This is a genomic window from Clostridioides sp. ZZV14-6387 (genome assembly GCF_020657835.1).
GTDB lineage: Bacteria > Bacillota > Clostridia > Peptostreptococcales > Peptostreptococcaceae > Clostridioides > Clostridioides difficile_A.
This window is the reverse complement of sequence record NZ_JAGWCW010000005.1, coordinates 108,012-131,909: the sequence shown is the minus strand read 5'-3', so window position 1 is coordinate 131,909 and position 23,898 is coordinate 108,012. Positions and strand designations below refer to the sequence as shown.

At 27.3% G+C, this 23,898-nt stretch carries 28 protein-coding genes; 8 read left to right on the top strand and 20 right to left on the bottom strand.

The annotated features are described in order from the left end of the window. Positions 1–238 precede the first annotated feature (238 nt). Together KGF38_RS04895 and KGF38_RS04890 are read left to right on the top strand one after the other, a co-directional pair. On the top strand, positions 239–703 hold the full coding sequence (locus KGF38_RS04895) for a GNAT family N-acetyltransferase (RefSeq protein ID WP_074179120.1): 465 nt from the start codon (positions 239–241) through the stop codon (positions 701–703). Between the two features lie 145 nt (positions 704–848). Then, complete coding sequence (locus tag KGF38_RS04890) at positions 849–1,829, top strand: CPBP family intramembrane glutamic endopeptidase (RefSeq protein WP_074179119.1); 981 nt, start codon at positions 849–851, stop codon at positions 1,827–1,829. 201 nt (positions 1,830–2,030) lie between these two features. On the opposite strand, the gene KGF38_RS04885 is transcribed toward KGF38_RS04890, so the two are convergent. From KGF38_RS04885 to KGF38_RS04850, 8 genes are all read right to left on the bottom strand, one after another. Then, positions 2,031–2,318 carry a hypothetical protein gene (locus KGF38_RS04885; RefSeq protein WP_413926748.1) on the bottom strand — a complete coding sequence of 96 codons (288 nt, stop codon included), beginning with the start codon at positions 2,316–2,318 and terminating at the stop codon, positions 2,031–2,033. A 487-nt stretch (positions 2,319–2,805) separates the two neighbouring features. Continuing rightward, positions 2,806–3,264 (bottom strand): hypothetical protein, encoded by a 459-nt coding sequence (locus tag KGF38_RS04880; protein ID WP_074179118.1) that lies wholly within the window; start codon positions 3,262–3,264, stop codon positions 2,806–2,808. 123 nt (positions 3,265–3,387) lie between these two features. Beyond that, a complete protein-coding gene (locus KGF38_RS04875) occupies positions 3,388–4,071 on the bottom strand; it encodes a TetR/AcrR family transcriptional regulator (RefSeq protein ID WP_227832244.1) in 684 nt (227 codons plus the stop codon). A gap of 304 nt (positions 4,072–4,375) precedes the next feature. After that, positions 4,376–4,681: a hypothetical protein gene (locus tag KGF38_RS04870; RefSeq protein ID WP_074179117.1), complete on the bottom strand. Its 306-nt coding sequence runs from the start codon at positions 4,679–4,681 to the stop codon at positions 4,376–4,378. A gap of 232 nt (positions 4,682–4,913) precedes the next feature. Continuing rightward, entirely contained in the window at positions 4,914–5,132 is a 219-nt protein-coding gene (locus KGF38_RS04865; protein ID WP_074179116.1) for a helix-turn-helix transcriptional regulator, read from the bottom strand. Beyond that, positions 5,133–5,540 (bottom strand): hypothetical protein, encoded by a 408-nt coding sequence (locus KGF38_RS04860; RefSeq protein WP_074179115.1) that lies wholly within the window; start codon positions 5,538–5,540, stop codon positions 5,133–5,135. 99 nt (positions 5,541–5,639) lie between these two features. Further along, complete coding sequence (locus KGF38_RS04855; protein ID WP_227832243.1) at positions 5,640–6,128, bottom strand: DUF3841 domain-containing protein; 489 nt, start codon at positions 6,126–6,128, stop codon at positions 5,640–5,642. Positions 6,129–6,256: 128 nt separating this feature from the next. Next, positions 6,257–6,439 carry a hypothetical protein gene (locus tag KGF38_RS04850; RefSeq protein ID WP_054269164.1) on the bottom strand — a complete coding sequence of 61 codons (183 nt, stop codon included), beginning with the start codon at positions 6,437–6,439 and terminating at the stop codon, positions 6,257–6,259. A 635-nt stretch (positions 6,440–7,074) separates the two neighbouring features. Here KGF38_RS04850 and KGF38_RS04845 point away from each other — a divergent pair. After that, positions 7,075–7,770, top strand: a complete 696-nt coding sequence (locus tag KGF38_RS04845) for a Crp/Fnr family transcriptional regulator (protein WP_074179113.1) — start codon at positions 7,075–7,077, stop codon at positions 7,768–7,770. Positions 7,771–7,922: 152 nt separating this feature from the next. Here the strand turns inward: KGF38_RS04845 and KGF38_RS04840 are convergent, their stop codons facing one another. Genes KGF38_RS04840 through KGF38_RS04830 form a run of 3 tightly spaced genes read right to left on the bottom strand, consistent with a single transcriptional unit; the run spans position 7,923 to position 9,313 of the window. Continuing rightward, the gene (locus KGF38_RS04840) at positions 7,923–8,459 is read right to left on the bottom strand and encodes a hemerythrin domain-containing protein (RefSeq protein WP_413926747.1); all 537 of its coding nucleotides are present in this window, start codon (positions 8,457–8,459) and stop codon (positions 7,923–7,925) included. Positions 8,460–8,482: 23 nt separating this feature from the next. Further along, on the bottom strand, positions 8,483–9,106 hold the full coding sequence (locus KGF38_RS04835) for a hypothetical protein (protein ID WP_054269161.1): 624 nt from the start codon (positions 9,104–9,106) through the stop codon (positions 8,483–8,485). A gap of 12 nt (positions 9,107–9,118) precedes the next feature. After that, a complete protein-coding gene (locus KGF38_RS04830) occupies positions 9,119–9,313 on the bottom strand; it encodes a DUF1858 domain-containing protein (protein ID WP_054269160.1) in 195 nt (64 codons plus the stop codon). 258 nt (positions 9,314–9,571) lie between these two features. On the opposite strand from KGF38_RS04830, the gene ric reads away from it, so the two are divergent. The 3 genes from ric to hcp all read left to right on the top strand — a co-directional run bounded on the left by ric (position 9,572) and on the right by hcp (position 12,641). Continuing rightward, entirely contained in the window at positions 9,572–10,267 is a 696-nt protein-coding gene (ric, locus tag KGF38_RS04825) for an iron-sulfur cluster repair di-iron protein (protein WP_227832242.1), read from the top strand. A gap of 367 nt (positions 10,268–10,634) precedes the next feature. Then, a complete protein-coding gene (locus tag KGF38_RS04820; protein WP_054269158.1) occupies positions 10,635–10,946 on the top strand; it encodes a cupin domain-containing protein in 312 nt (103 codons plus the stop codon). A 63-nt stretch (positions 10,947–11,009) separates the two neighbouring features. After that, a complete protein-coding gene (gene hcp / locus KGF38_RS04815; protein ID WP_054269157.1) occupies positions 11,010–12,641 on the top strand; it encodes a hydroxylamine reductase in 1,632 nt (543 codons plus the stop codon). Between the two features lie 445 nt (positions 12,642–13,086). On the opposite strand, the gene KGF38_RS04810 is transcribed toward hcp, so the two are convergent. The 5 genes from KGF38_RS04810 to KGF38_RS04790 form a co-directional block, all read right to left on the bottom strand. After that, the gene (locus KGF38_RS04810) at positions 13,087–13,704 is read right to left on the bottom strand and encodes a class I SAM-dependent methyltransferase (protein ID WP_227832241.1); all 618 of its coding nucleotides are present in this window, start codon (positions 13,702–13,704) and stop codon (positions 13,087–13,089) included. A 486-nt stretch (positions 13,705–14,190) separates the two neighbouring features. Beyond that, positions 14,191–14,634 (bottom strand): GNAT family N-acetyltransferase, encoded by a 444-nt coding sequence (locus KGF38_RS04805; RefSeq protein WP_227832240.1) that lies wholly within the window; start codon positions 14,632–14,634, stop codon positions 14,191–14,193. A gap of 70 nt (positions 14,635–14,704) precedes the next feature. Continuing rightward, positions 14,705–15,595: a radical SAM protein gene (locus KGF38_RS04800; RefSeq protein WP_227832239.1), complete on the bottom strand. Its 891-nt coding sequence runs from the start codon at positions 15,593–15,595 to the stop codon at positions 14,705–14,707. Positions 15,596–15,739: 144 nt separating this feature from the next. Next, complete coding sequence (locus KGF38_RS04795) at positions 15,740–16,819, bottom strand: DNA alkylation repair protein (protein ID WP_074179108.1); 1,080 nt, start codon at positions 16,817–16,819, stop codon at positions 15,740–15,742. Between the two features lie 296 nt (positions 16,820–17,115). After that, a complete protein-coding gene (locus KGF38_RS04790; RefSeq protein WP_054269152.1) occupies positions 17,116–17,640 on the bottom strand; it encodes a PadR family transcriptional regulator in 525 nt (174 codons plus the stop codon). Positions 17,641–17,765: 125 nt separating this feature from the next. Here KGF38_RS04790 and KGF38_RS04785 point away from each other — a divergent pair, with 125 nt between their 5' ends. Further along, positions 17,766–19,130 carry an MATE family efflux transporter gene (locus KGF38_RS04785; RefSeq protein WP_227832238.1) on the top strand — a complete coding sequence of 455 codons (1,365 nt, stop codon included), beginning with the start codon at positions 17,766–17,768 and terminating at the stop codon, positions 19,128–19,130. Between the two features lie 430 nt (positions 19,131–19,560). After that, complete coding sequence (locus KGF38_RS04780; RefSeq protein ID WP_074179105.1) at positions 19,561–20,238, top strand: Crp/Fnr family transcriptional regulator; 678 nt, start codon at positions 19,561–19,563, stop codon at positions 20,236–20,238. A gap of 410 nt (positions 20,239–20,648) precedes the next feature. On the opposite strand, the gene KGF38_RS04775 is transcribed toward KGF38_RS04780, so the two are convergent. The 4 genes from KGF38_RS04775 to KGF38_RS04760 all read right to left on the bottom strand — a co-directional run bounded on the left by KGF38_RS04775 (position 20,649) and on the right by KGF38_RS04760 (position 23,765). Further along, positions 20,649–21,230 carry a 4Fe-4S binding protein gene (locus KGF38_RS04775; protein ID WP_074179104.1) on the bottom strand — a complete coding sequence of 194 codons (582 nt, stop codon included), beginning with the start codon at positions 21,228–21,230 and terminating at the stop codon, positions 20,649–20,651. After that, on the bottom strand, positions 21,223–21,453 hold the full coding sequence (locus KGF38_RS04770; RefSeq protein WP_074179103.1) for an ATP-binding protein: 231 nt from the start codon (positions 21,451–21,453) through the stop codon (positions 21,223–21,225). The genes KGF38_RS04775 and KGF38_RS04770 overlap by 8 nt, the downstream gene beginning before the upstream one ends. A 632-nt stretch (positions 21,454–22,085) precedes the next feature. Continuing rightward, the gene (locus KGF38_RS04765; RefSeq protein WP_054269147.1) at positions 22,086–22,367 is read right to left on the bottom strand and encodes a Mor transcription activator family protein; all 282 of its coding nucleotides are present in this window, start codon (positions 22,365–22,367) and stop codon (positions 22,086–22,088) included. A 75-nt stretch (positions 22,368–22,442) separates the two neighbouring features. Then, positions 22,443–23,765 carry a DnaB-like helicase C-terminal domain-containing protein gene (locus KGF38_RS04760; RefSeq protein WP_227832237.1) on the bottom strand — a complete coding sequence of 441 codons (1,323 nt, stop codon included), beginning with the start codon at positions 23,763–23,765 and terminating at the stop codon, positions 22,443–22,445. Positions 23,766–23,898 lie beyond the last annotated feature (133 nt).

The following is a 23,898-nucleotide window of genomic DNA, read 5'->3' as shown; positions in this document are numbered from 1 at the left end:
GCATAAGTTTTATATTTATGAGTTTTATATTTGATTGATATGTATTTTGGTACTCGCCCAAGATACTTTTATTTTATTAAATAAGTCTTTGCTAATTTTAATACTTTTATTTGATTTTCTAATGAAAATTTTTTATAATAAAAACTTATACATTATGATTATACTCTACTTTAAGTATGCATACAGAAGAAAAATAGATACATAAATATTAAAATTTGATTTGAAATTAGGAGAATATATGAAACTAAATAAAGTTATATTTACAGAAGAACATGTTATAGAAATTACTAATTGGAAATATGAGGGGGAATATTCAATATACAATCTGCCTTCATGGAATGAGATTAAAAAGAATAATTTATCACTAGCAAAAGAAGATAAGAGAAAAAATTTTATAAGTTTTATAGATGACAATAAAGAATTGATAGGTTTTATAAACTTATTAGATAAAGGAAGCTCTGTATTCTTTGGTATTGGTATAAAACCAGATTATTGTGGAATGGGAATTGGTAAAGAAATAATTAGTTTAAGCTTAGAAGAATGTAGAAATAAATATAGTACTAAACCTGTTGTATTAGAAGTAAGAACCTGGAATAAGAGAGCTGTAAAATGTTATGAGTCCCAAGGATTTAAAATAGTTGAGACTAAGATACAAAAAACGTATTTGGGGGATGGAGAATTTTTTGTTATGAGGTATAAATAGTTTCAAAATTAAGTGACCTATTTTTACAACTCTAAGATACTGAATATCTAACAAATTCTTTTAAGTTCATTATATATTTTTATTTCTAGGTGAAATCTGCTACTATGTATATATAGTTTTAAAGTCTAAGATAAGGAGAATTAATATGTCAAATGATATTAAATTAATAAAAAAAGAGATAAATTATTTTTTATTAATAAACTTTTTACTAATTGCTTTTATATCTATATTTTTATTTTTATCAGTATCAAAACCAAATAACAGCGAATTTATATCAAACTTTTCATTATTATTTATGTATATTCCTGCATTTTCTGCTATTGTTGTCCTAAAAAGAGTTTCTAGTTACAAGTTTAATTCAACAGTGGATAAATTTTTAAAGTTTTTTGCTATAGTTACAATTGTGAGAATAGTAATATCTATAACTGAAACATTTTTAATTGATAACAGTATTATTTCTGCAACAATAGATACATTAACATCTTTTTATCTTCTAGTTGTTGTTCTTTACAATGAATTTCAATTTGAAGTTTTAAATTTATCTTTAGGTAAAAATTTTAAAAAGGTTTTAAGTGTGATATTAATATTCTTGATAATAATTATAATTACAATTATTATTAATAATGAAAATTTATCAATTAATATTATAAATAAATTTGTTATAGCATTTCTAAATGTAATTATAAATTTATGTTTTGGTTTTAATTTATTTTTTGGAGAAGAATTTGGATGGAGATACTTTCTTCAACCTAGACTACAAAAGATTTATGGAAAAAAATTTGGTGTAATAATTTTAGGTTTTATATGGGGAATTTGGCATTTACCTCTTTGTATTACTTTGTACAGTCCCGAAACTCCATTTTATTGTGTTATTTCCCATATATCATATTGTACCTTTATAGGGATATTTTTAGGATATACTTATATGAAGACCAAAAACCTTTGGGCACCAATATTAATCCACTTAGTAAATAACAATGTTTATATTATACTTAAAGGAGGTAACGAATCTATATTTACATTAGAATCACTATTATGGAGTATTGCAATTGATGCTATATTGTTTTTACCATTCTTATTTACTAAAGAGTACAAAGCGAATAATCCTGATGAAAATTCTAACTAACTTATACATATACTTTTTCCGATATTTAATTCTTCCATTATTTTTATTATTGTATTCTCATCTTTTGAATATGATTCTATTGCTTTAAATTTTTGCTCTGATGATACCTTAGTTTTGAATATAGAAAAACCCTCTTAGCTTTAGACAGTTTTATATATTTTAATGTCTACTAAGAGGGGGCATATTTAATGATAAGAATGTCTAAGAACCTAATGTTAAATTGCTTAAGAAACTATGTATTATCTTTTCTTTCAATGAATCAATTATTGCATCAAATACATAGCTAGAATTAACAGTTTCTTGTACGTCATCTAAGGTATGTCTTCCTGTAACGACATTCTTATCAAGCAAAAGTGCTAATTCTTCAGTAGCAAAAGTACTACCCTCTATTTTATTGGATTGATAAAGGAAATGATGTTTTAATACACTATAAAGTGAGTTTTTAAGTTCTTTTATCTCAAGTAATTTATCTAAAAATGTATTGTTCATGTTATCACCCAATTATTTTAATATTTACACAGTAATTTAACCATAAACAATAGTATGTTTAAAAATATACCTACACTGCTACCTTTCTTTACACATATTTTTTGATTATTCTATTTTCAGAGATTAAGTTTATTAGTCTCTTATTAAAAATGAATAATTTTATTTTCATTAAACGACTAACTAGCCATTTTATGCGAGAAATAACTTTTTCATTAAGCAACTAATCAGTCATTTTTTATTTAATAAATGAATTCATTCATTAATGTATTTCAATAATAAATCAATTTTTCTAATTTGTCAACAATCGAATGAATAAATTCATTCGAAAAAGATATTTTACATCGCTTTTTTATTTATTAAATATCTTAAATAGATACAATATGAGTATTTGATTCTAAACTAAAAAAAGCAATTAATCTTATAAGATTAACTGCTTTAAAAATCAGAATTTTAGATTTTGATGATTAATATTTAATTATAACTCTCATTATAATGTAATTGACAATCTTTCAAATGCAGACTTTGCCTCTTCTTCTCCAGACAAGCTACCTATCACTACACCTGTACTTGAGTCCTTAACCCAAAGAACAAAGTTATTTTCTGTACCAGCTTTACCTTCAAATTCGTAAAAGAAATACTTATTTTCATCTTTCTCTTTATCTTCAAGAACTTTTACTCCTTTAGCGGTCTTTATACTTTGATACTTTTCATAACCTTCTTTTGTGGTAAATATCCCTTGTAATACTTCCTCATCATCCTTTTTTACAGTAAACTTTCCATCTTTCTGTGTCAATGAATAGCCATCTGAAGTGTCTAATTTTACCTTTATCTTATCACCAGTTTCAACCTCAAATGTATATGACATTGCAGAGCCAGAACAAGAAGTTAACATTATAGTAAATAAAAGCATTAGAAATAAAAGTTGTATCTTTTTATGTAATTTCATATTATACCCATCCCTCCATTAGAATAAATTAAAGTCTTTTTTTATTTTAAAATATACTCCCAAGCAAATACTTTATCAGTATTTACACTACTTAATAATAACTTGCAACTAAAATATAATGGTCTATAAATTAAGCCATCCGTCACCAATTTTATCTGTATCTTCAATTTTTAAAGTACAAATAAACGCATCTTTCATAAAATCAAGGAAAGATACTATATATTCTTTAATATTTTCGTTTGGCATCTCTTCATGAAAAGTATGAATAATACCAAACACTAAAAACTTAGTATCAAGAGTCACATTTGTACAATGAAATACATTTTCTCTTACACCTTGCTCTACAATTGGAATCATAACATCAACTAGTTGCTTAGCAACATTGTCTAGTCTACTTGCTCTTATCTCAGAATTTTCATTATATCTTGCTTCAAATTCATGATGCCTCATTTCGTATTCAAACATACGCTTTATAATAGTATTCAACTTGTCGATTGCAGGTAAATCTTCTGATATGGGAATTTGTATTTGCTCTACAGCTTTCATAGCATAAAATTCTGAAGTAGCAGTAAAGATTTCTGTTTTAGACTTAAAATAGCGATAACAGAGCCCTTGTGAAACATTCATTTTTTCTGCTATATCTTGAATAGTTGTATTCTCAAACCCCTTTTCAGAAAATAATTCTAAAGCAGTCTCAATTATTTCTTGTTTTCTCTCTTGAGGTTCTTTTGATATTCGTGTACGTTGTTTACTATTTATTTCTTCATGATTTATATTGCCGTCTACCATTTTTTTTGTTTTAGCCATACTAATACTCCCTTTAAATTAATCTTATATCAAGTGAATGAATTCATTATCTCGTATCTTAACTTTCTTGTCAAGATTCTAAGAATGCTAGACATAGGAATTTGTATATTATTTAGTCTGTTTACCTTACATAATATATTATGACTTTTATTTCTAAAAATTATATTACATATAAAAAAGAAACTACATTCCAGCTTTATACAGAACATAGTTTCTCTAAAAATAATCGAATTTGGATTTTAAATAACTAAAAACAAAACCTTACTTGTTTTTAATCTTCCAATTTTTATAGTAGATAATTTAGTTAATTAACTCTTAAATGTTTGTCTTCTTTAACAAATTTTCTTCTTATTAAGAAATATGCAACTATTACAACAAGTTCTATAGCTAAAAACATGCCGAAAGTAGCTATAGAATCTACACTCTCTATGCCATTTCTGAAGAAAATTAAAGCCACTCCTGCTGCTATAATACCTACAGCATTTTTTCTTACAGCATTTTGACCAAATCCATAAAAAGAAGGAAAACCTCCTTTTATCTCAATGAATGTCAAAATTAATCCAATAGCTATAAATAATACTCCTACAACTTCCATAATCATACTAGGCATTTTGCACCCTCCTTATTAGAAAATTAACTACTACTATAAAAATATTCATTATTTTTATAATTACATTATATCTACGATTAGATAATTTTGGAAGTATATCTGATATTAATTTTATATTTATTTAACTTAATTTTTTTATGATAAAAATGCACTTATTTTTATGCGAATCTTAATACATATTTTCAACTTTATAAAACCGTTCATCTTCTAATATATAAGTACACTCTGAAATTTAAATGCTATCTTCTTCAACAAATTCAAATAAATCTTCTACAGTTGTATTAAATATCTTAGCAATATCCATCGCTAATTTTAAAGAAGGATTATATCGACCATTTTCTAAATGTACGATAGTCTCACGTCTTACCCCTACTGACTTTGCAAGTTCTCCTTGTGTCATAAGGTGCTTTTCTCTATAGTATTTAATTTTTGTCTTTAGTGATACTGACACCTAATTGTATATCCCCCTTCTATCAAAATATATAAATAAAAATAACTTCAACAAAGATTGAATAAACAAAATGACTAATAAAAACATCCCTAAATTTAAATTCGATACATTTATATCCAGTGTTGCAAGGCATACAGAGATTATAACCATAGAATAAAACAATACTTTTATCGCAATCCCATTAACTCTTGATAGTATGTATTTAGATGCTTCATCGACCAAATCATCATTCTTTTGGTCATAAATCCATTGACATACTATAGCTACTACCCAAATAATTATAGGAATATACTCAATATTACTTCCTTTAAAAAAATACTTGTTTCCCAACGTTGCTCCAAGACAATAGGCAACTGCTATTGTTTCTGAAATAAGTGTTGATTTAATACCAATTTGTTGTTTAGACATATAAAATCACCCCTTAAAAAAGTTATGTATTTATAACACCTCTTGTTATAAATATATAACTTTTTGGAATAAATTTCAATGGAAATATCAATATAAATATCATTTTGCAACAAATTCTTTTATTAATTTGACCTTGGATAGAGAAACTTTGGATGTTACTCCTTGAAGAATCAAGTCTTCTATATTCACTTCATTGAATTTTGAACATAATTCTAAGTCAAATATTCTTTGCCAACTTATCTCTTTTTCAATCTGTTCATCTTCATAAATCTCTACAGCAATATCCATCAAAGGTAAATGCCATAGGTCAAAATCCGATAACAGTACATTATCTCTGCTTATTTCTATTTCAAGTAAGACACCTTTTGTACCTTTTTCTAAGTATCCACTACATCTTAAATCAGGTCTATTCAACCAAACCCATATCATACTATCATCAAATCTAGGTATTCTATTTATCATTTGAGCATACATCCATCTATATGGAATATCAAAACCTTCTACTATAAGAGAATAATTATTTAATAGATATTTATTATTCTTATTATTATTCCAAAATTTTAAAGTCTGTATAGTATAAAACTTCATATATAATACAACTCCTTTTCAATATCTTTATACTATTTGATTATACATATTTTTAAAAAATATAAATATATCTAAATATTGATTAATAGGTATATTATAAAAAAGTCTACAAAATATACATAACTTGTTTAATTTAAATTAATTTTACATAGCAAAATCATTATATTATGCATACAAGACTCAACAACATCCTCTCCATACTTTGTAATAAAATCCTCAACTTGAGTTTCTATAAATAAATCATATTCTTCCAAACTAAAAATATAGGCTGTCATTGTATGAACACATTCGTCCATCATGTCTTTAAACATAATTTAGCCCCCCATAAATAAAAAATATTAAGTAGATATAAAATATCTAATATACAATTAACTAACAACTTTAGGTATTTAACATTCATTAAAAGTCAATTACATTAATAAATATAAAAAAGTTTAATTATTATTGTAAATAGTTATGTATATTATGTGTTAATTATTAATCTTTTTATAAAATTGTTTAATGCTCTTTTAACCAGTTTTTTTGTTTCTGACAATTGTTAGTTCCTGTGACACCTCTATTTGCCACAATAAATTAAACATTATCATTTTTCTGTTAATTCAAGTGTTTTTAAATAATCTTTTCATCTTTTAACTTTATCTTCAACTTAATTTTTATAATTACTTATAATACAAATATATGTATCATATAAAATCTCTCTCTATTGATTAATTTAAAATTTATTGTTAAATACAAAATAATCAATATAATTATACTTAATATTTATTAAATTACATTATTAAATAAATATTTACTTTATTTTATATTTTAAAGTATTGTATATTTATTTAAAATATATTATTTCTACAAAAAATAATTTTTATAAACTACTTGTTATTCTTTATCAATTATACTATATTTATTATAGCGATTGCGTAACCACAGATACAAAGGAGAAAATAACAATATGATTAACTTGTATATTGATTTAATTAAAAAAGCGGAATTATTTAAAGATATGAATGAAGTTGATATTGTGAATGTTTTAAAATGTTTAAATCCAAGTATTCATAAATACAAAAAAGATGAACATATTATAAACCTTGGAGATAAAATTAGTAAAATTGGCTTGGTTGTAGAAGGTGAAGTAATTGTTCTAAAGGAAAGTATTGAGGGAAACAGTGCAATCATATCTATAATCAAATCGGGTGACATATTTGGAGGAACATTTATATTTTCTGCTCTTGATTTATGGCCTGTCACTGTCAAATCACAAAAAAATTGTACAATTTTATTTTTTGAAGGTTTTAATGTAATACCTAGATGTACAAAATCATGTTCTTGTCACACAAAAATGTTAGAAAATTTTATAAAAATACTATCAAACAAGACACTTGTACTGAATAAAAGAATTGAATATTTGTCAATAAAGAGTGTGCGTAGTAAAATTGCAACATACATACTAGAGCAATATAGTTACAAAAAAAACAATAACATAGACTTAGCATTAAATCGTAACGAACTTGCTGATTTTTTAAATATATCTAGACCTTCTCTATCAAGAGAAATATGCCGAATGAGAGATGAAGGAACAATTGATTTCCATCTATCAACGTTTAAAATAAAAAATATGGAAGCTTTAAAAAAAGATATCCTTTTCTAATAAATATAAAATCATTTAATTGGATAATATTTCAGATATACAAGTCTTATTAATTGGATAATTTTAATTATATTTGATAATAAACTTGTTTTAGTTTTGTTCAATGAAAAAGAGGCTTATCTCTATTTTGAGATAGCCTCTTTCTTGTAAGTTTACATATATTTATGTTCAAGTAATTCTAACATCTGAATATATTTATTTTGAAGTCCAACATTTTCCATATCCTTTTCAAAAGTTTCACATTCAGAGTTGATTTTGCATAAAGTTTCTTCACAAAGTTCCCTTCTTGCAAATGAATATGCAACATTATTTTCTCTATCTATGTGTCTTGATAATAAATTTGCATATGACATAGAATTAGCTAATATATCGAGCCTTGCATCCTTATTTCCATCTAAAAATTTTTTAAGTGATTCATCAAGTTCTTTTATATATAATCTTCCAAGGTCATGTTCAACAAGCATACCAAATTTAACTAGTTTTTCAGCTGGACCACCAATTTCATCAACCATTCTTGTAAACAAAAATTTTTCTTCCTTTTCATGATGGTGTTTATCTGCATAATGTTTTACAAAATCAATAATTTTGTAGAAATCATTGTAATCAACACTGTTTCCATCTAAAATATTTAAACATATGCGTCTTATAACTTTTAACATTCTTTCTATGTTTTTATGTTCTTCAATCATTAATGTGATTGCATCCAATGTATTTACACCCTCTTTATTATACTTAGATTTTTATTTCTAACATAAACATAATTTACATCTTTTTTACTTAACAACCCATTAATCCATGCATCTCTAAGAAGGTGGAAGTTGTTTATATCACCATCTACAGCCTTCCAATATTCTTCATGAATGTCAATCGAACTTCTCCATTTGACTAAATTATCATCACTTTCAATCACTTCATTTATTCTATCACATGGCATACCTTCAAGCATGTAGTCAAATATCAATTTGAAAATTTCTTGTGGTGAATATCCTTCTATATCAACATCTTCAGCTAAAGTTACTGCATTTTTATAGAATATTTCTGATATCTCATCCATGTTAATAACATTTTGATGTAATAATTTAGTAATAATATATGCCAAACGTTTTTCAACACTTATTATCCTTTCTTGAAGCCATCCATGAATATTTGAATTATCTATTTCATTTTCTAGAGAACCCACTATAGGATGTCCAAATTTCAAGTAAGACTCTTCTACAAGCAAATTACAATCAAAGCCCTTTTTTTCTGCTAGACTTAGAATTTCTTTTAAGAGTTTTTCATGCAATTGAATTTTATTGTATAACCAAAAATGAATTTTTCCTAAAAAAGCACTCATATTTATAACTCCTTAAATAAGATTTTCATTTAATGATTTAATAACTTTATCTACATCTATATCATGTACTTTACAAGCCTCTTCTATTGTTTCTGCTTGTGCAGAAGGGCATCCTACACACCCAAATCCGAAACCTGCTAGAATATCTATGCTATTAGGATATTCTCTAATTAATTCTCCTATAACCATTTGTTTTGAAATTTTCATTTTTATTTACCTCCAAACATAATTTGTATTTTCTAAATTTATTATATTATTATCTTTTTTTACATTCGGTATCCAAAGTTACAAATTTAAATTATTATGAAAAGCATTATATTAGTTATTTGTATCTAAAACTTCAATTTGTAATTCAGGTTACATAATATTTACAGTATCTATGATAGATTATAACAATAAACACTTTATATCCACTAAAAAATAATGCACAAAGTTTCCTATAAATAAAAAGGAGGTAAGACTTACATGAAGACTTTAACTAAAGAACAAAGAATAGGTGACATAGTAACACAATATCCAGAATCTGCAAGGATATTCAACAATCTAAAAATAGATTATTGTTGTCATGGTGACCAATATCTTGAAAAAGTATTGAAAGAAAAAGGAATTAATGTTTTTGAGTTTCTAGAAAATTTGAATAACAAATACAAAGAATTTTTAAATTCAAAAGAGACATACATAGATTGGAAAAATGAAAATCCATTAAAATTAATTGACAATATAATCAAACAACATCACCATTTTACCTTTAAAGAACTTGATGAAATTGACCAATTGTTGCTTAAAGTTTTTAGTGTACATTATCAACACAGTAGTACAGAATTAAAATCTGTCTATAAATTATTTTGTAACCTTAAAGCTGAATTAGAAGGACATTTAATAAAAGAAGAAGAAGAGTTATTTCCCATGATTAAAGAATATTTAGAAGAACCTTCAGTGTACTTAAGGGATGAAATAATGAAAATGATAGGTGTAATCGAATATGAACACACAGTAGCAGGCGAAATATTACAGTCTCTATATAGGGAAACCAATGGATATAATATCCCTAATTGGGGATGCACTACTTACAAATTAGTATATGACAAATTGGATAATTTAGAAAAAGATTTATTCATCCATATTCATAAAGAGAATAGTATATTATTTAAATTAATATAGACATAAATTAAAAAACATAACTTATTATACTAAATTATTGTCAGGTAATATGAATCAAATATATAGTAATATAGCTTTTTAGTATAAACAATATACATAAAAAATTTAACTATATACTTAAATACATCATTAGAATAAACCCATAAATGATTTTATATAAAAATAGTGTGATAAAATAAATAATTCATCATTGTCATACAAAATCTAAAAAGATATTTTAAGAAAATTTCCCTATTGTTGCAATTGCAACATACTAAATATAGTTATCCATATTATAATAACACTATAGTTACAACTTCAAATTTAATAAGATATTATTAACTTATTTTGGCAAGATATTATGAACTTATTTTAGGAGGTACTCATTATGGTTGAACAAATATTTAAGTTATCTGTTCCTAACAATGAAAGAGTTGTAAAAAAGGTTATTTCTCATGAAGATTTTAGTTACCTTCAAATAGTTCTTAATAAAGGTGATAAGTTGGCAAAATATCTATCTAATGCAAATACTTATATTACAGTTGTAAGAGGAACACTTTCTATAGGTTTAGGAAAACAAGAGATTCATCAATATAATGCTGGTATTCTTTTAAAAATTCCAATTAATACAAAAATAGATGTGAAAAATTTACACGATGATGTATTAGAATTAATTGTTATAAAGGTTCCAGTATCGTAGTAATGATAGTGCATTATTTTTTTGAAATTTAAAACAATTATAAAATAATTAGGAGGAAAATATATGAGTATGTTTTGTTATCAATGTCAAGAAACAGCTAAAGGTACAGGTTGTGAAATAAGAGGTGTATGTGGTAAAAGTGAGGAAGTTGCAAAATTGCAAGATTTACTCGTTTATGTTACAAAAAACATCTCTGAAATAGTAGTTAAAGGAAAAATAGACGTAAACTCTATAAATGAAATAAACCACCAAGTAATAAAAAGTCTTTTTATTACTATCACAAATGCTAATTTTGATGATAATGCAATTGAAAAACAGATTTACAAAATGATTGATTTAAGAACTGAATTAAATAAACAAGTATCTGATATTATATTAGATAATAAAATAAACTTTGAAATAAATGATAGGGTTTCAATGTTAGAACAGGCATCAAAAGTGGGTATTCTTTCAACTGAAAATGAAGATATTCGTTCTCTTAGAGAGCTGATAACTTATGGAATTAAGGGAATGGCTGCATATGCTCATCATGCTCTAAATATTGGTAGAGAAGATTTTAGTATATATGAATTTATATATGAAGCTCTTGCTGGCACTATTGATGATTCCTTAACAGCAGATGCTCTTGTGGCATTAACACTTAAGACAGGTGAATTTGGGGTAAAAGCGATGGCTCTTTTAGACGAAGCTAATACTTCAAGATATGGAAATCCAGAGATAACAACTGTTGATATTGGAGTAAGAAACAATCCTGCAATATTAATATCAGGACATGACCTTACAGACCTAGAACAATTATTAGAGCAAACAAAAGGCACAGGTGTTGATGTATATACTCATAGTGAAATGTTACCAGCTCACTATTATCCTAAATTTAAGAAATATGATAATTTTGTAGGAAATTATGGTGGAGCTTGGTGGAAACAAGTTACAGAATTTGAAACATTCAATGGTCCAATATTATTCACTACAAATTGTATTGTACCACCAAGAAGTGAAGAAGTAAAAGAAAGAATATTTACATCAGGCGCAACAGGATATCCTGGTTGTACACATATTAAAGCTGATAAAAATGGTAAAAAAGATTTTTCATCAATAATTGAGATGGCAAAAAAATGCAAACCACCAGTAGAAATTGAAACTGGTAATATTATTGGTGGATTCGCACATAATCAAGTATTTGAATTGGCAGATAAAGTTGTTGATGCAGTAAAATCAGGTGCAATAAAAAAATTCTTTGTTATGGCTGGATGCGATGGTAGAATGAAGTCTCGTGAATATTATACTGAATTTGCTGAAAAACTTCCAAAAGATACAGTTATTCTTACTGCAGGTTGTGCAAAATATCGTTACAATAAACTTAATCTTGGAGATATTGGTGGTATACCAAGAGTACTTGATGCAGGTCAATGTAATGACTCATATTCTCTTGTTGTAATAGCTTTAAAACTTAAAGAAATATTTGGACTTGAAGATGTTAATGAACTTCCAATTGCATTTAATATTGCTTGGTATGAACAAAAAGCAGTAATTGTATTGCTTGCACTACTTTACTTAGGAGTTAAAAACATCCATCTTGGACCAACATTACCAGGATTTTTATCACCTAATGTTGCAAATATTTTAGTTGATAATTTTGGTATATCAGGTATTGGTCAAGTTGATGATGACATCAAATTATTTATGGAAAGATAAATTATATTAATCATATATAAGAGCGAAGTTTCTATTCAATTTTAATTGAGATACTTCGCTCATTTTATAAACAATTATAATCTACTATTTGTAAATTATTTAAATTAATTATGTTCCTTATGAATTTTGTTAAATTAATCTATGTATAAATTACTTAGCAGAATATATATTTTAATAAAGAGATATGTATAGTTTCTTTTTATGAATGAATATCATTCATTTACTATTTAAAAAAATATTACTCATTTAATTTATTATATCTCTACTATCTCCCACTTCTCTACACCTATCTATATATATTTCTCTACTATTTACCTCATCCCTATTTCTATTTTTCTGATATGTATACTCATCTATATATCTACTTTTCTAATATCTATCCTTCTCTATATACCAATATATCTATATATTTTTCTAATATCTATCCCTCTCTATATTAATTACATTAATGCTTTTTATTTTTAGCTGTTACAATATATGAAGTATTATTTACATTCTTCCACACAATATCATTAAAATCTACAGATAACAATCCACAGATTTCTTTCTCTGAGTACATTTTTACATCTCCATTTTTACTGTATTTCATAAAGACATTCATTATATCTCTAAACAAAAATGGTTGCCAACAATCACAAATTATTAAATTCCCTTTTGATTTCAGTACTCTACTTAGTTCTGATAATACTCTATCTGGTCTAGGATAATGATGAAAAGAATCATTACAGTACACAACATCAAAAAAATCATTTTCAAAAGGAAGATACTCAGAATCTCCTAAAACTAAAGTAGCACTTTCCTTTAACTTACCTCTTGCCACTTTCAACATGTTTTCAGAAATATCAATTCCATATGCCTTCTTTTTACAGTCCTCATTTAAAATAGCTTGTAATACGGCTCCTGTTCCACACCCTAAATCTAAAATAGTGTCATATGAAATTTTTGAAAGTTCTTCAATTAATACTGGATAGAGATTTCTAGCATGTTGTCCTTTTATATCTTGGTCATAAGTATTTGCTTGATTATTAAATGCCTGTTTTGATTTTGATTTTATATCTTTCATATTCAATCCCCCTTCTTCTTGCCCATAGTATAGCACAAGGTATTTTGCATGTCAATGAATGATATTCATTCATAATTTAATTCCAATATGTTTTAATGCTAGTTTTATTTTAGTTTTATCTTTGTTTTGTTTTGGTCTTGTTCTAGTTTTATCTTTGTTTTATTCTAGCCTTATTTTAACTTTGTTTTAGTTTTATATTAAAATGACATATTTATATTTTTAATGTCAATTTGACCTTTTTAGAAAATTTATTTACCTTATCTACAACTTTAAATCTCCACTCTACAACTTTAAATCTCCACAAAAAAAGAAAGTATCATGATAAATACTCACATCTATCACAATGCCTTCTTTTACTATCTAATCAAGACTAATATACAAATCTACAAAATAGCCTCTAACCTTCTACATACTTAAATTAAACTAAATTAAAACCAATACACTTACATCATAAAACCATTATAACTATCTAAAAATACTGTTTATCTAAAAGCTATATGATAAATACAACATATCAACACACTGTAATTCCCCTTCAAAGATTGGCTCTGGATAATTATCTACAAAAAAGTTTTTGATTTTATGTGAATAAACAAAGCCAAATCTCTCATAAAATGGTATCCCACTTTCAGCTGTACCAACGATTATTGATGAATATTTTTTACTATACACATCTAAAATATGATTTATCATCTTTGATGCATAGCCCTTATTCTGAAAACACTCATATGTGGCAATATTTTTTAGCTCACAGATTTCTTTAGAAACCTCATTTACAACTGCTATACAAGTAATCTCTTCATTATCATACAAAGCATACATAGTACCTTTTTCAAGATATTTATCAATCATTTCCTCATATGGGTCAGCTAACAACAGAAGGTCAATTTGACTTTTTTTATTTTCTTTTATAGTTTTTATTTCTATCATAAGTTCTTCACCTCGTTTTATGTAGATTTTATTTTAATATGCTTCTATAATATCATACCTAGAACTCATCTTAGAAAAATTTCATTTGAGTATATGATTCCGACCTCTTGTAAGCTTTTACAATATCTTTCATATCTGTCAAAATACCATAACGTCTACATTCTTCTTTGAATAGCGTCTCACAATAATCTTTATTAGGAATACTACATAAATAGTTTAAACCATATAACCTTTGATATTTAAGCACTAGTTCTGGAGATATATTTTTTAAATGCTTATAAAAAAACTCTCTCTGACCACTACGCATTGTCACTCCATACATACAATAAATAAATTTTGCATTAGCCTTATGTGCTTTTTCTACAATTGCTCGTATTTCATCTTTATTATCAGTCAAAAATGGTAACATAGGAGTCAATAATATACCACAGAAAATTCCAGCATCATTAAGTTCTTTTACTGCTTCAAATCGCTCAGAACTTGGATTTACATTGGGTTCTATTTTCTTTGATAATTCATCATTTGCAGTGGTTATAGTTAGCTTTACAATAGCAGAGTTATTTGTTTTGATTTTCTGTAAAATTGGTATATCTCTAACTACCAAGCTACTTTTGGTATCAATGGACACTCCAAAGTGATTTTCTGAAAGTAAATTCAATGCTTGCTTAGTAATACAAAGCTCCTTTTCAAAAGGATTATATGTATCAGACATGGCACCAATACCTACCACCCCTTTTTTTCTTTTTGAACGCAATTCCTTACTTAAAATTTCTATCACATTTTCCTTATATCTAACTTGGTCAAAGTTTTCTATGTTGTATATTGTGCTACGGCTATCACAGTATATACACCCATGAGGACAACCACGATAGAGATTCATATTATAATCTATTCCAAACCATCTTGTATTTTCAAATTTAACTTTCTGTAAAATTTGTTTTGCTGGTATACTCTCAATCATTCTCTTATACCTGATTCCTTTATATAATTTTTTAATATAAAAACCATAGTAGTTTTCAGATTATCTTTTTATAAGTTATTAAACACACACTTATAATTTCCTGCTAATTTTTTGCAATGACTGCTATGTCTTACTAAAATAAAATTATACACCTAGGTCAAAATCCAGTTTACCTTGTTCGACACCATTAACAATAAGTGTAATCGAATGTACCCCTGGGTAATGTTTCCTTACACTTACATCTGCAAATGAATGCTTTTTCTTGTACAACTTCTTCTCATTTTCTTTTAATGAAACTTCTGATATTTTAAATATCTTCCGGTTCCTCTTTCCATTGGATTTCACATAATCAATCCCATATTCAAGTCTTGTTTTCGTAGCTTTTTTCGCTAAAATAGTAAATGAAAAAATCAAATTTTCTCCAATAGAAATAGGTGTTGTGTCTAATGCAAAGTCCTGAACATCTATTGAAGTAGTATCATCGTACCCAAAAAGGGCTAATACATCACGATTCCCCTTTTTTAGTAGAGTTCTGCAACCATGTTTTAAAATCCAGTTAGTGTGTTCATTTTTTCCATACCAATCCTGTGCGAGATTGATAACTAAATCTGGATGTGTTTTGGATATATCGTTTAGATTATTAGCCACACTCTTTCGTACATATAGTGATGTATCAGTCTTGAGCTGTTCCAAGATAGGTAGAATAGGTGTAGGGTCTTTTTTAAAGCTCGTTATTGCTTGTGCCCAAGGCAATTGAGGACGACAACCCTCACTTGCGAGTCTTCTAATATGTTCATTTTCATGTTTAGACCATTTATACATCTGTTCCATCATACGCTTTTCATCCTTGATGATAAATACCCTTACAGCAAACTCCGAAGACCAGTACTCAGTATTTCGTTCTAACACACTTATAGATAAATCCCAATCTGCATCGTTCTGTCCATAAACCTCAACAAAATCTGGAAGGAAAAATGCAAAAGGAAATCTTCTGACAGATTGTTCAAGAATGGAAATAGCATCCTTGTAGTTTGATGGTAAATACTTTCCTAAATTCATACTTATTTTTCTACATCTAGATTTTAACTCTAAATTATCCCACGTCTCATCTATTGTCGATTTTATAAACTCATCCACTTGAAATGGGTTATAGACTGATTGGATAGCCAATGCAACCTCATAAAGTGACTTGTGATTAAACTTATTTTTTAGTAAGTCTGGCATATAACTATTCCTCCTTCTATGTTTGATTTATTAATCATATACCACAGAACAAGACACCAGTGTGTCATATTACTAAATCTTCATCATAAAATATAAATAATCCTCACTCTTTTTATATAAATAATATTTCATTATCTTTTATACTAATTTTTATTCAATAAATTAAGCCCGATTTTCTAATTATTATCCATATTTTTTTTGGAATAGCTTTTGTCCTATGATTAAACCAGTTTTTCTAATTAATTTACATACTTTCTTTTATGCTAGATTTTATTCAATAAATTAAATCCAACTCTCTAATTATTGTCCATACTCTCTTTTAAAGAATTTATCCACGTTTCTAGTGACTGAGCTAGTACTAACTGTTGGTCCAACACTGCTTTTGCTATATCAGGTACATCCGTCTTTATACTTATGTTTTCTTCAATAGTTTTCTTTAGCTCTTGTATATTTTCTTCAATGTTTTTAAGGCATAATTTCTGTTTTTCTGATGTAAGGCTATTTAAATTTACTATAACAGCATTAAAATCTAAAAATATGTTTATTGGCTTAGAAGCCGTATCAAACATTAAATCTAAAAAATGTTCTTCTCCCAATTTAGTTAATGAATAAACTGATTTCTCTGCCATTTTACCCTTCTTCACAGATGTACTTTCAATATATCCCTTTTCTTCTAATTGAATTACTTTTTTATAAATTGATGGTGTACTTATTTTAACCCAACGTGATATTTTTCTATATTCTACTGCTTTTTGAATATCATAAGCACTCTGAGGCTCTTGCTTTACTATACCTAATACAATTAAATCTATTGTAGCCATAAAAATTCTCCTCTCATTTTCTTTCTATTGACAAATACTATAAATTATAGTACTATTTTCCATACTTACTATAATTTATAGTATTATAATTTAGAGTTAATGTCAATAGAAAAGGGGTGTTTAACATGAAAGAAAGTAACAAGAAAATTGAATTATTGGGGTCTGCTCCAATACCAAAAGCATTATTAGCTATGGGGTTACCTACTATGATAGGTATGATGATAACTGCATTGTACAATCTAGTAGATGGGTACTTTGTAGGTGGACTTGGAACCAGTCAGATGGGTGCTATATCTGTTGCATTTCCATTAGGTCAGCTTGTTGTTGGATTAGGTCTATTGTTTGGAAATGGAGCTGCTTCATACATTGCAAGACTTTTAGGTCATGGTGATAATGAAAAGGCAGGTAAAGTAGCTAGTACATCTATTTACAGTAGCATTATAGTAGGTGCATTAGTCATTATTGTTATTATAATTTTTCTAAATCCTGTTTTAAAATTATTAGGAGCTACAAAAAGTATCATGCCTTATGCAGTATCTTATGCAAGTATTTATATAGTATCCTCTATTTTCAATGTATTCAATGTCACTATGACTAATATTGTCACAAGTGAAGGAGCTGCTAAAACAAGTATGTGTGCAATGTTATCAGGTGCATTGCTTAATATGATTTTAGACCCTATATTCATTTATATTTTTGATATGGGGGTAAGGGGTGCCGCTATTGCAACAGCTATCTCTCAGATAGTTTCAACACTCGTTTATATACGATATATTTTCAGCAAGAAAAGTATGTTTAGTTTTAGAATTAATGAATGTTGTTTTTCAAAAGATGTCATGTCAGAAATTTTGAAGATTGGTATCCCTACCTTGATATTTCAATTATTAACTAGTCTTGCTATCACATTAACTAATATGGAGGCCGCAAAATATGGTGATTTTGCTATAGCTGGTATGGGTGCAGTGACACGAATAATGTCTTTAGGTAGTCTTATAGTATTTGGCTTTATAAAAGGATTTCAACCAATTGCTGGCTATAATTTTGGTTCAAAGAACTACGATAGATTGCATAGTGCAATAAAAACATCCATACTATGGACTACAGTATTTTGTGTAGTGCTTGGTCTTGTAATGATAATCTTCCCAAAGGTTATAATCTCACAATTTACAAGTGGTGATATGCTATTGATTGAATGTGGAAGTAAGTCACTTAGAGCAAATGGACTTTCATTTATGTTATTTGGTTTTTATACAGTGTATTCTACATTATTCCTTGCACTAGGAAAAGCAAAGGAAGGTGGATTTTTAGGTATGTGTAGACAGGGTGTGTGTTTTATTCCTATAATTTTGATTCTTCCTGTATTTTATGGATTAAATGGTATTTTATATGCACAGCCAATAGCTGATTTGGTGGCTGCAATAATTGCAGGTTTCATGGCAATCAAGCTACATAAAGAGCTTAAGTTTTTAAAAACAAACTCTATCTTTTAAAATATATATAAATTTTAAATCTATTTTTAATATCTATTGTGTAGATTCTTCATATATGTCCTTTTATCAAATAGTTATCGTGTAGATTCTTCATATATATTTTTATTCAATAAATAAAACTATTGTATATCTTTCGTAAGCTCAAAGAATTATACAGTAAGTACACTATCAAATAGTTCTTTCTGCTTACTAGATATACCTAAATTCATGTATTTATCACTTCATATAATAACTGCAATCTATAAATATATTAATACTCTCCTTTATATAATTTACTCATTAATAGGCAAGAATATAGGTATTATCATATTTTTTCTACACAAATCATACTATTAATATCCACTTAAACAATCCTACTAATAAACTACTTGTTATTTTATTAATTCACTTGTATCATGGGATTATAAGATTTTAAGAAAGGAGCGCTTACATGATTTCACAAAATGATATTGATATACTTACACACAGTTTGCCTTTTTGGGATAAACTCACTGACCCACAAAAAGAGCTACTAATTACCTCAGCAGATATCTCCCATTATAAAAAAGGAAATCCCATACACTGTGGCGATAGTGACTGTATTGGGGTTTTAATCATAAAAACTGGAACAATACGTACTTACATACTTTCAGATGAAGGTCGTGAGGTTACACTCTTCCGCCTTGATAATGGTGATGTATGTATCTTATCAGCTTCATGTATTCTGAAAACAATAACTTTTGATGTATATGTAAATGCTGAAACGGATTGTGATATTATACAAATTAGTTCCTCTGTTTTTTCAAAGTTGTCTACTGAAAATATCCATGTAGAATTATTTTCATATAAATTAGCTACTGAACGTTTTTCTGATGTTATGTGGGCAATGCAACAAATTCTTTTTATGAGTTTTGATAAGCGTTTGGCATCTTTTTTAATTGATGAAATAGCTAAGGATAATAGTACTACTATAAAGATGACTCATGAGCAAATTGCTAAGTATATGGGTAGTGCCAGAGAAGTTGTGTCTAGAATGTTAAAATATTTTGCTAGTGAAGGTATTGTGTCTTTATCTCGTGGTGGGATAAAAGTATTGGATAAGGATAAGCTTCGTTCTTTGACATTATAAGTACAAGAGATTCTTTTTTAGAATGTCATAAAGAATTAATAATTGATTTTAAAATACTTTCAATATAAAAAGTATTTCTATATGGTATTAGTTATATCTACTTAATAGTTGTATATACTAGAAACTTTCCCATCCTAATTTCTAATAATTGCTAAATAATATATTTAAATAATTATTGTACATTTTAACATAAATATAAACATGCTTAGTTGCAAGTAATTCTAAGTTCATACAAACTTACTTGCAACCAAGTCTCTTATTCATTTTTTTATTCTTTCACTTGCAACATCATAGACTAAACCATCTTCCCTAAATGATATAACTTATTATCTTCATTACATTATTCAAAATCTACCTCAATATTTTCAAGGTCTTTTTCGCTGATATTTAAATCTGCACAAAACCTCTTTCTATACAGATTTACTCTTTGCCTTACATATCATCTGAGTCATAGTCCCCATAGGACAATAAACACACCATGAACGAGGCTTAAACAATACCATTGTAATCAATCCAAGTACAGTCGATGTAAGCATAACACTATAAAAACCAAAAGCAAACTGTACCATCCAAGGTGAAACTAAAGTTCCATGATACGCCCACTGCCAAGGCATTTTTATAGTCCATAGCAAAGTCACTACCTCTTTAAGACTTCTACTCCCTTCAAATACTAAATAAGTTGAGAAAAGCATATTAATAAACATCACCATAAAAAACGTCAAAAACCCATATCTAAACCACTTACTTCTAATAAATCTAGGAATATCTTTATTTCTTGACAGATTTAATTTATTTCCAAGCAGATTAAACAGTTGCCCTCTTCCACAATACTTATTACAATAGGCCTTATTCCCCTTGATAATAGAAATAATTAGTGGTACAAAGAAGCAAATTAATCCAATCCAAGCAAAAATAATATTTACAAATCCTAATATTAAATATATTGAGGAAAAAATCCATAAATAGTCATACCAATGTTTTTTATTATTCATGACACTTACCTTCTTCCTCTTTTAATATTGTTATAATCTCAATCACAGATGCTGGACATATCTTTTCACAAATACCACATCCAACACATAAATCTCTATCAATTTTTGCACTAATACCCTGTGGAACTGAGATTGCCCCTCTTGGGCATACTTTTATACAGCTTCCACAAGCTACGCACTCATTTTCTAAAATATTTGCATACTTCTTTTTTTTGTTAGACATAATAACCTCCCTATATTATTAATCTATAAGAATTATATCAATATATTTGCTTTTTATCTGTGACTTAATCACATAAAATATCAATATTAAAATTGTACTCTATCTATGGAAGAAATTTAATTAATAACGAACCTATCTATTAGTTTCTAATCTTACACACATTTTTACTCTATTACTCACAATCTCACCTATCTATTACTTATAACTTTATACACATTCCTACTCTATTATTCACAGCTTAGACCTGTCTATGCTCGTAATTTTATACACATATTTCTTTATTAATCACACATCATACTCTTATACAAACTTTAACTACACATGCACATTTACCTTATTAGTATAGTTTAATACCTTAAAATCTTGCATATTCTTAACTATACATCCCATTTTACCTTACTAATTATAATTCATTCCTTTACATGCTCATAATCTTATACACAGTTTTACCTTGTTCGCCACACATTTAACCCAAGTATAACTCCAACTTTATTCACAAAATCATGTTATTAATCACACTTAGATTCCTCTATATCCTTAAACTTATACACATTCTTAATCTATTAATCACAATTTAACCCCAACTACATTAACCTATATTCTATAAACACCTCAAAATTGCCTTCTCCAAATCAGCTCTGTTTTTTTCTTACAATATACCTGACATTAATAACACTCATATCGAACATTCTTGCTAACTCCATATAATTTTTTCCATTAAACAATTTAATCATAAGCTCATTTCTAGCATCTTTTAAAGCACCTTCCATTGTCTTAATATAAAAATAGGTTCCCCCGCTTTTTTGACACAACTTAAGATATTCCAGCAAACTATACTTATGTAACTCCTTTGGAATACTCACTTCTATCTTGTGTTCTTCAAGTAATTCTATAATTTTCTCTAATTCTAGCATATTTTCACCTCATATTTTATATTATATTTCCTGTTTCTTACCTTTCAATAAGCTTATTATAGCTATCCTACTCACCTAATACTTTAGCTCCTGAAAATGCAACTTATCCCCAAAATAGCAAAAGTGCTTATGCTTGGTCTGTCCATCTCTACACTTTGCAACGATTAAATCAACCATCTTAATTCCCCTGTACTCTGATTCCCTAACTGCTTCCTCACTTTCTCCTATATCTTTAACTGCTTCTTCATAATCACTCCCTTTTAATTGATGTATATAAACCACATTGTTGCTATCGTGGTAAATAGCCTTACTATCCCTCATGGGTCTATCTCCATAAGGTCTTGAATCTTTCATTTCATCATTTAACTGACTTAATTGAATTATTGGTATATCAAAATCCAAAGTCATATTTTTAAGCTCTCTAGAAAATGTAGCTACTTCTCTTTCCCTTTTATCCATACTTTTCTGAGATGTAAGTAGTTGCACATAATCCACTATTAATAAATCTGGCTTTACCTGCCTTATCCTCTTTCTAATTGAACTAATTGTATCTATCTTGTCATTTATGTAAATTAAGTTATTCTCACTCAAATCGCCTATTGCACTTACAATAAGCTTCCAATCATTTTCACTTATCTCTTTAGACTTCATATTTCTTGTACTTACACCTGTCATCCTACATATATTTCTCATAAACACTTGCTCACTAGTCATCTCTCTACTTATAAATAAAGTCTTTTTTCCTTGCTTAACTGAGTTTAACATTATTTGAAGTGCCAAAGCAGTCTTTCCAACCCCAGACTTAGCTGCTATTGTAGTCAGTTCCCCTTTAAAAAGACCACCTATAGTTGCATCAAGTAACTTTATACCAAATTTAAAACCAACTTCTTTATCATTTTCCAAGAAATCTAGTACCTTTTCTGCAATACTATTTACATCATCATTTTCATGAGTATCTCTGTCTAAAATTTCTTTTATATTATTTTCAAACTTGTATATACAGGTGTCGATATTTTCTCCAAGGTTTAGACTTTGTAAAAGTCTTTGACAGTTTTGATTTATACTTCTTCTAGCTAAATTTTCTTTTAAAATCTTAATATGGCTATCAATCCCAAAATTCTGCCCCCAAGTGATTAGACTAGTTAAGCTACTCGTTTTTATCGCTAGAGATTTTCTATCTATCCTAGACTTTACAGTAGCTACATCAATCACTATGTTTTCTTTTTTAAGCTCTTTCATAATTTTAAATATCTCAAGACATGTATTTTCCATAAACATGTCCTCACTTAATTCATCTAACTTATAGTTTAATTTATTGTCTAAAAGAATTGTGCCTAAAATAGATTTTTCTATTTCAACATCTGATTTACCCATATAAATTAATCTCACTTTCTTCATAAGTTTTTTATATTTTAATTTTTAAGTGCATTATCGGTTATAAATACATTATTCATTATGATATGATATGTTGTTTGTTATGAATATATTGTTAGTTACAATACTATTGGCTATGAATACATTATTAGAATAA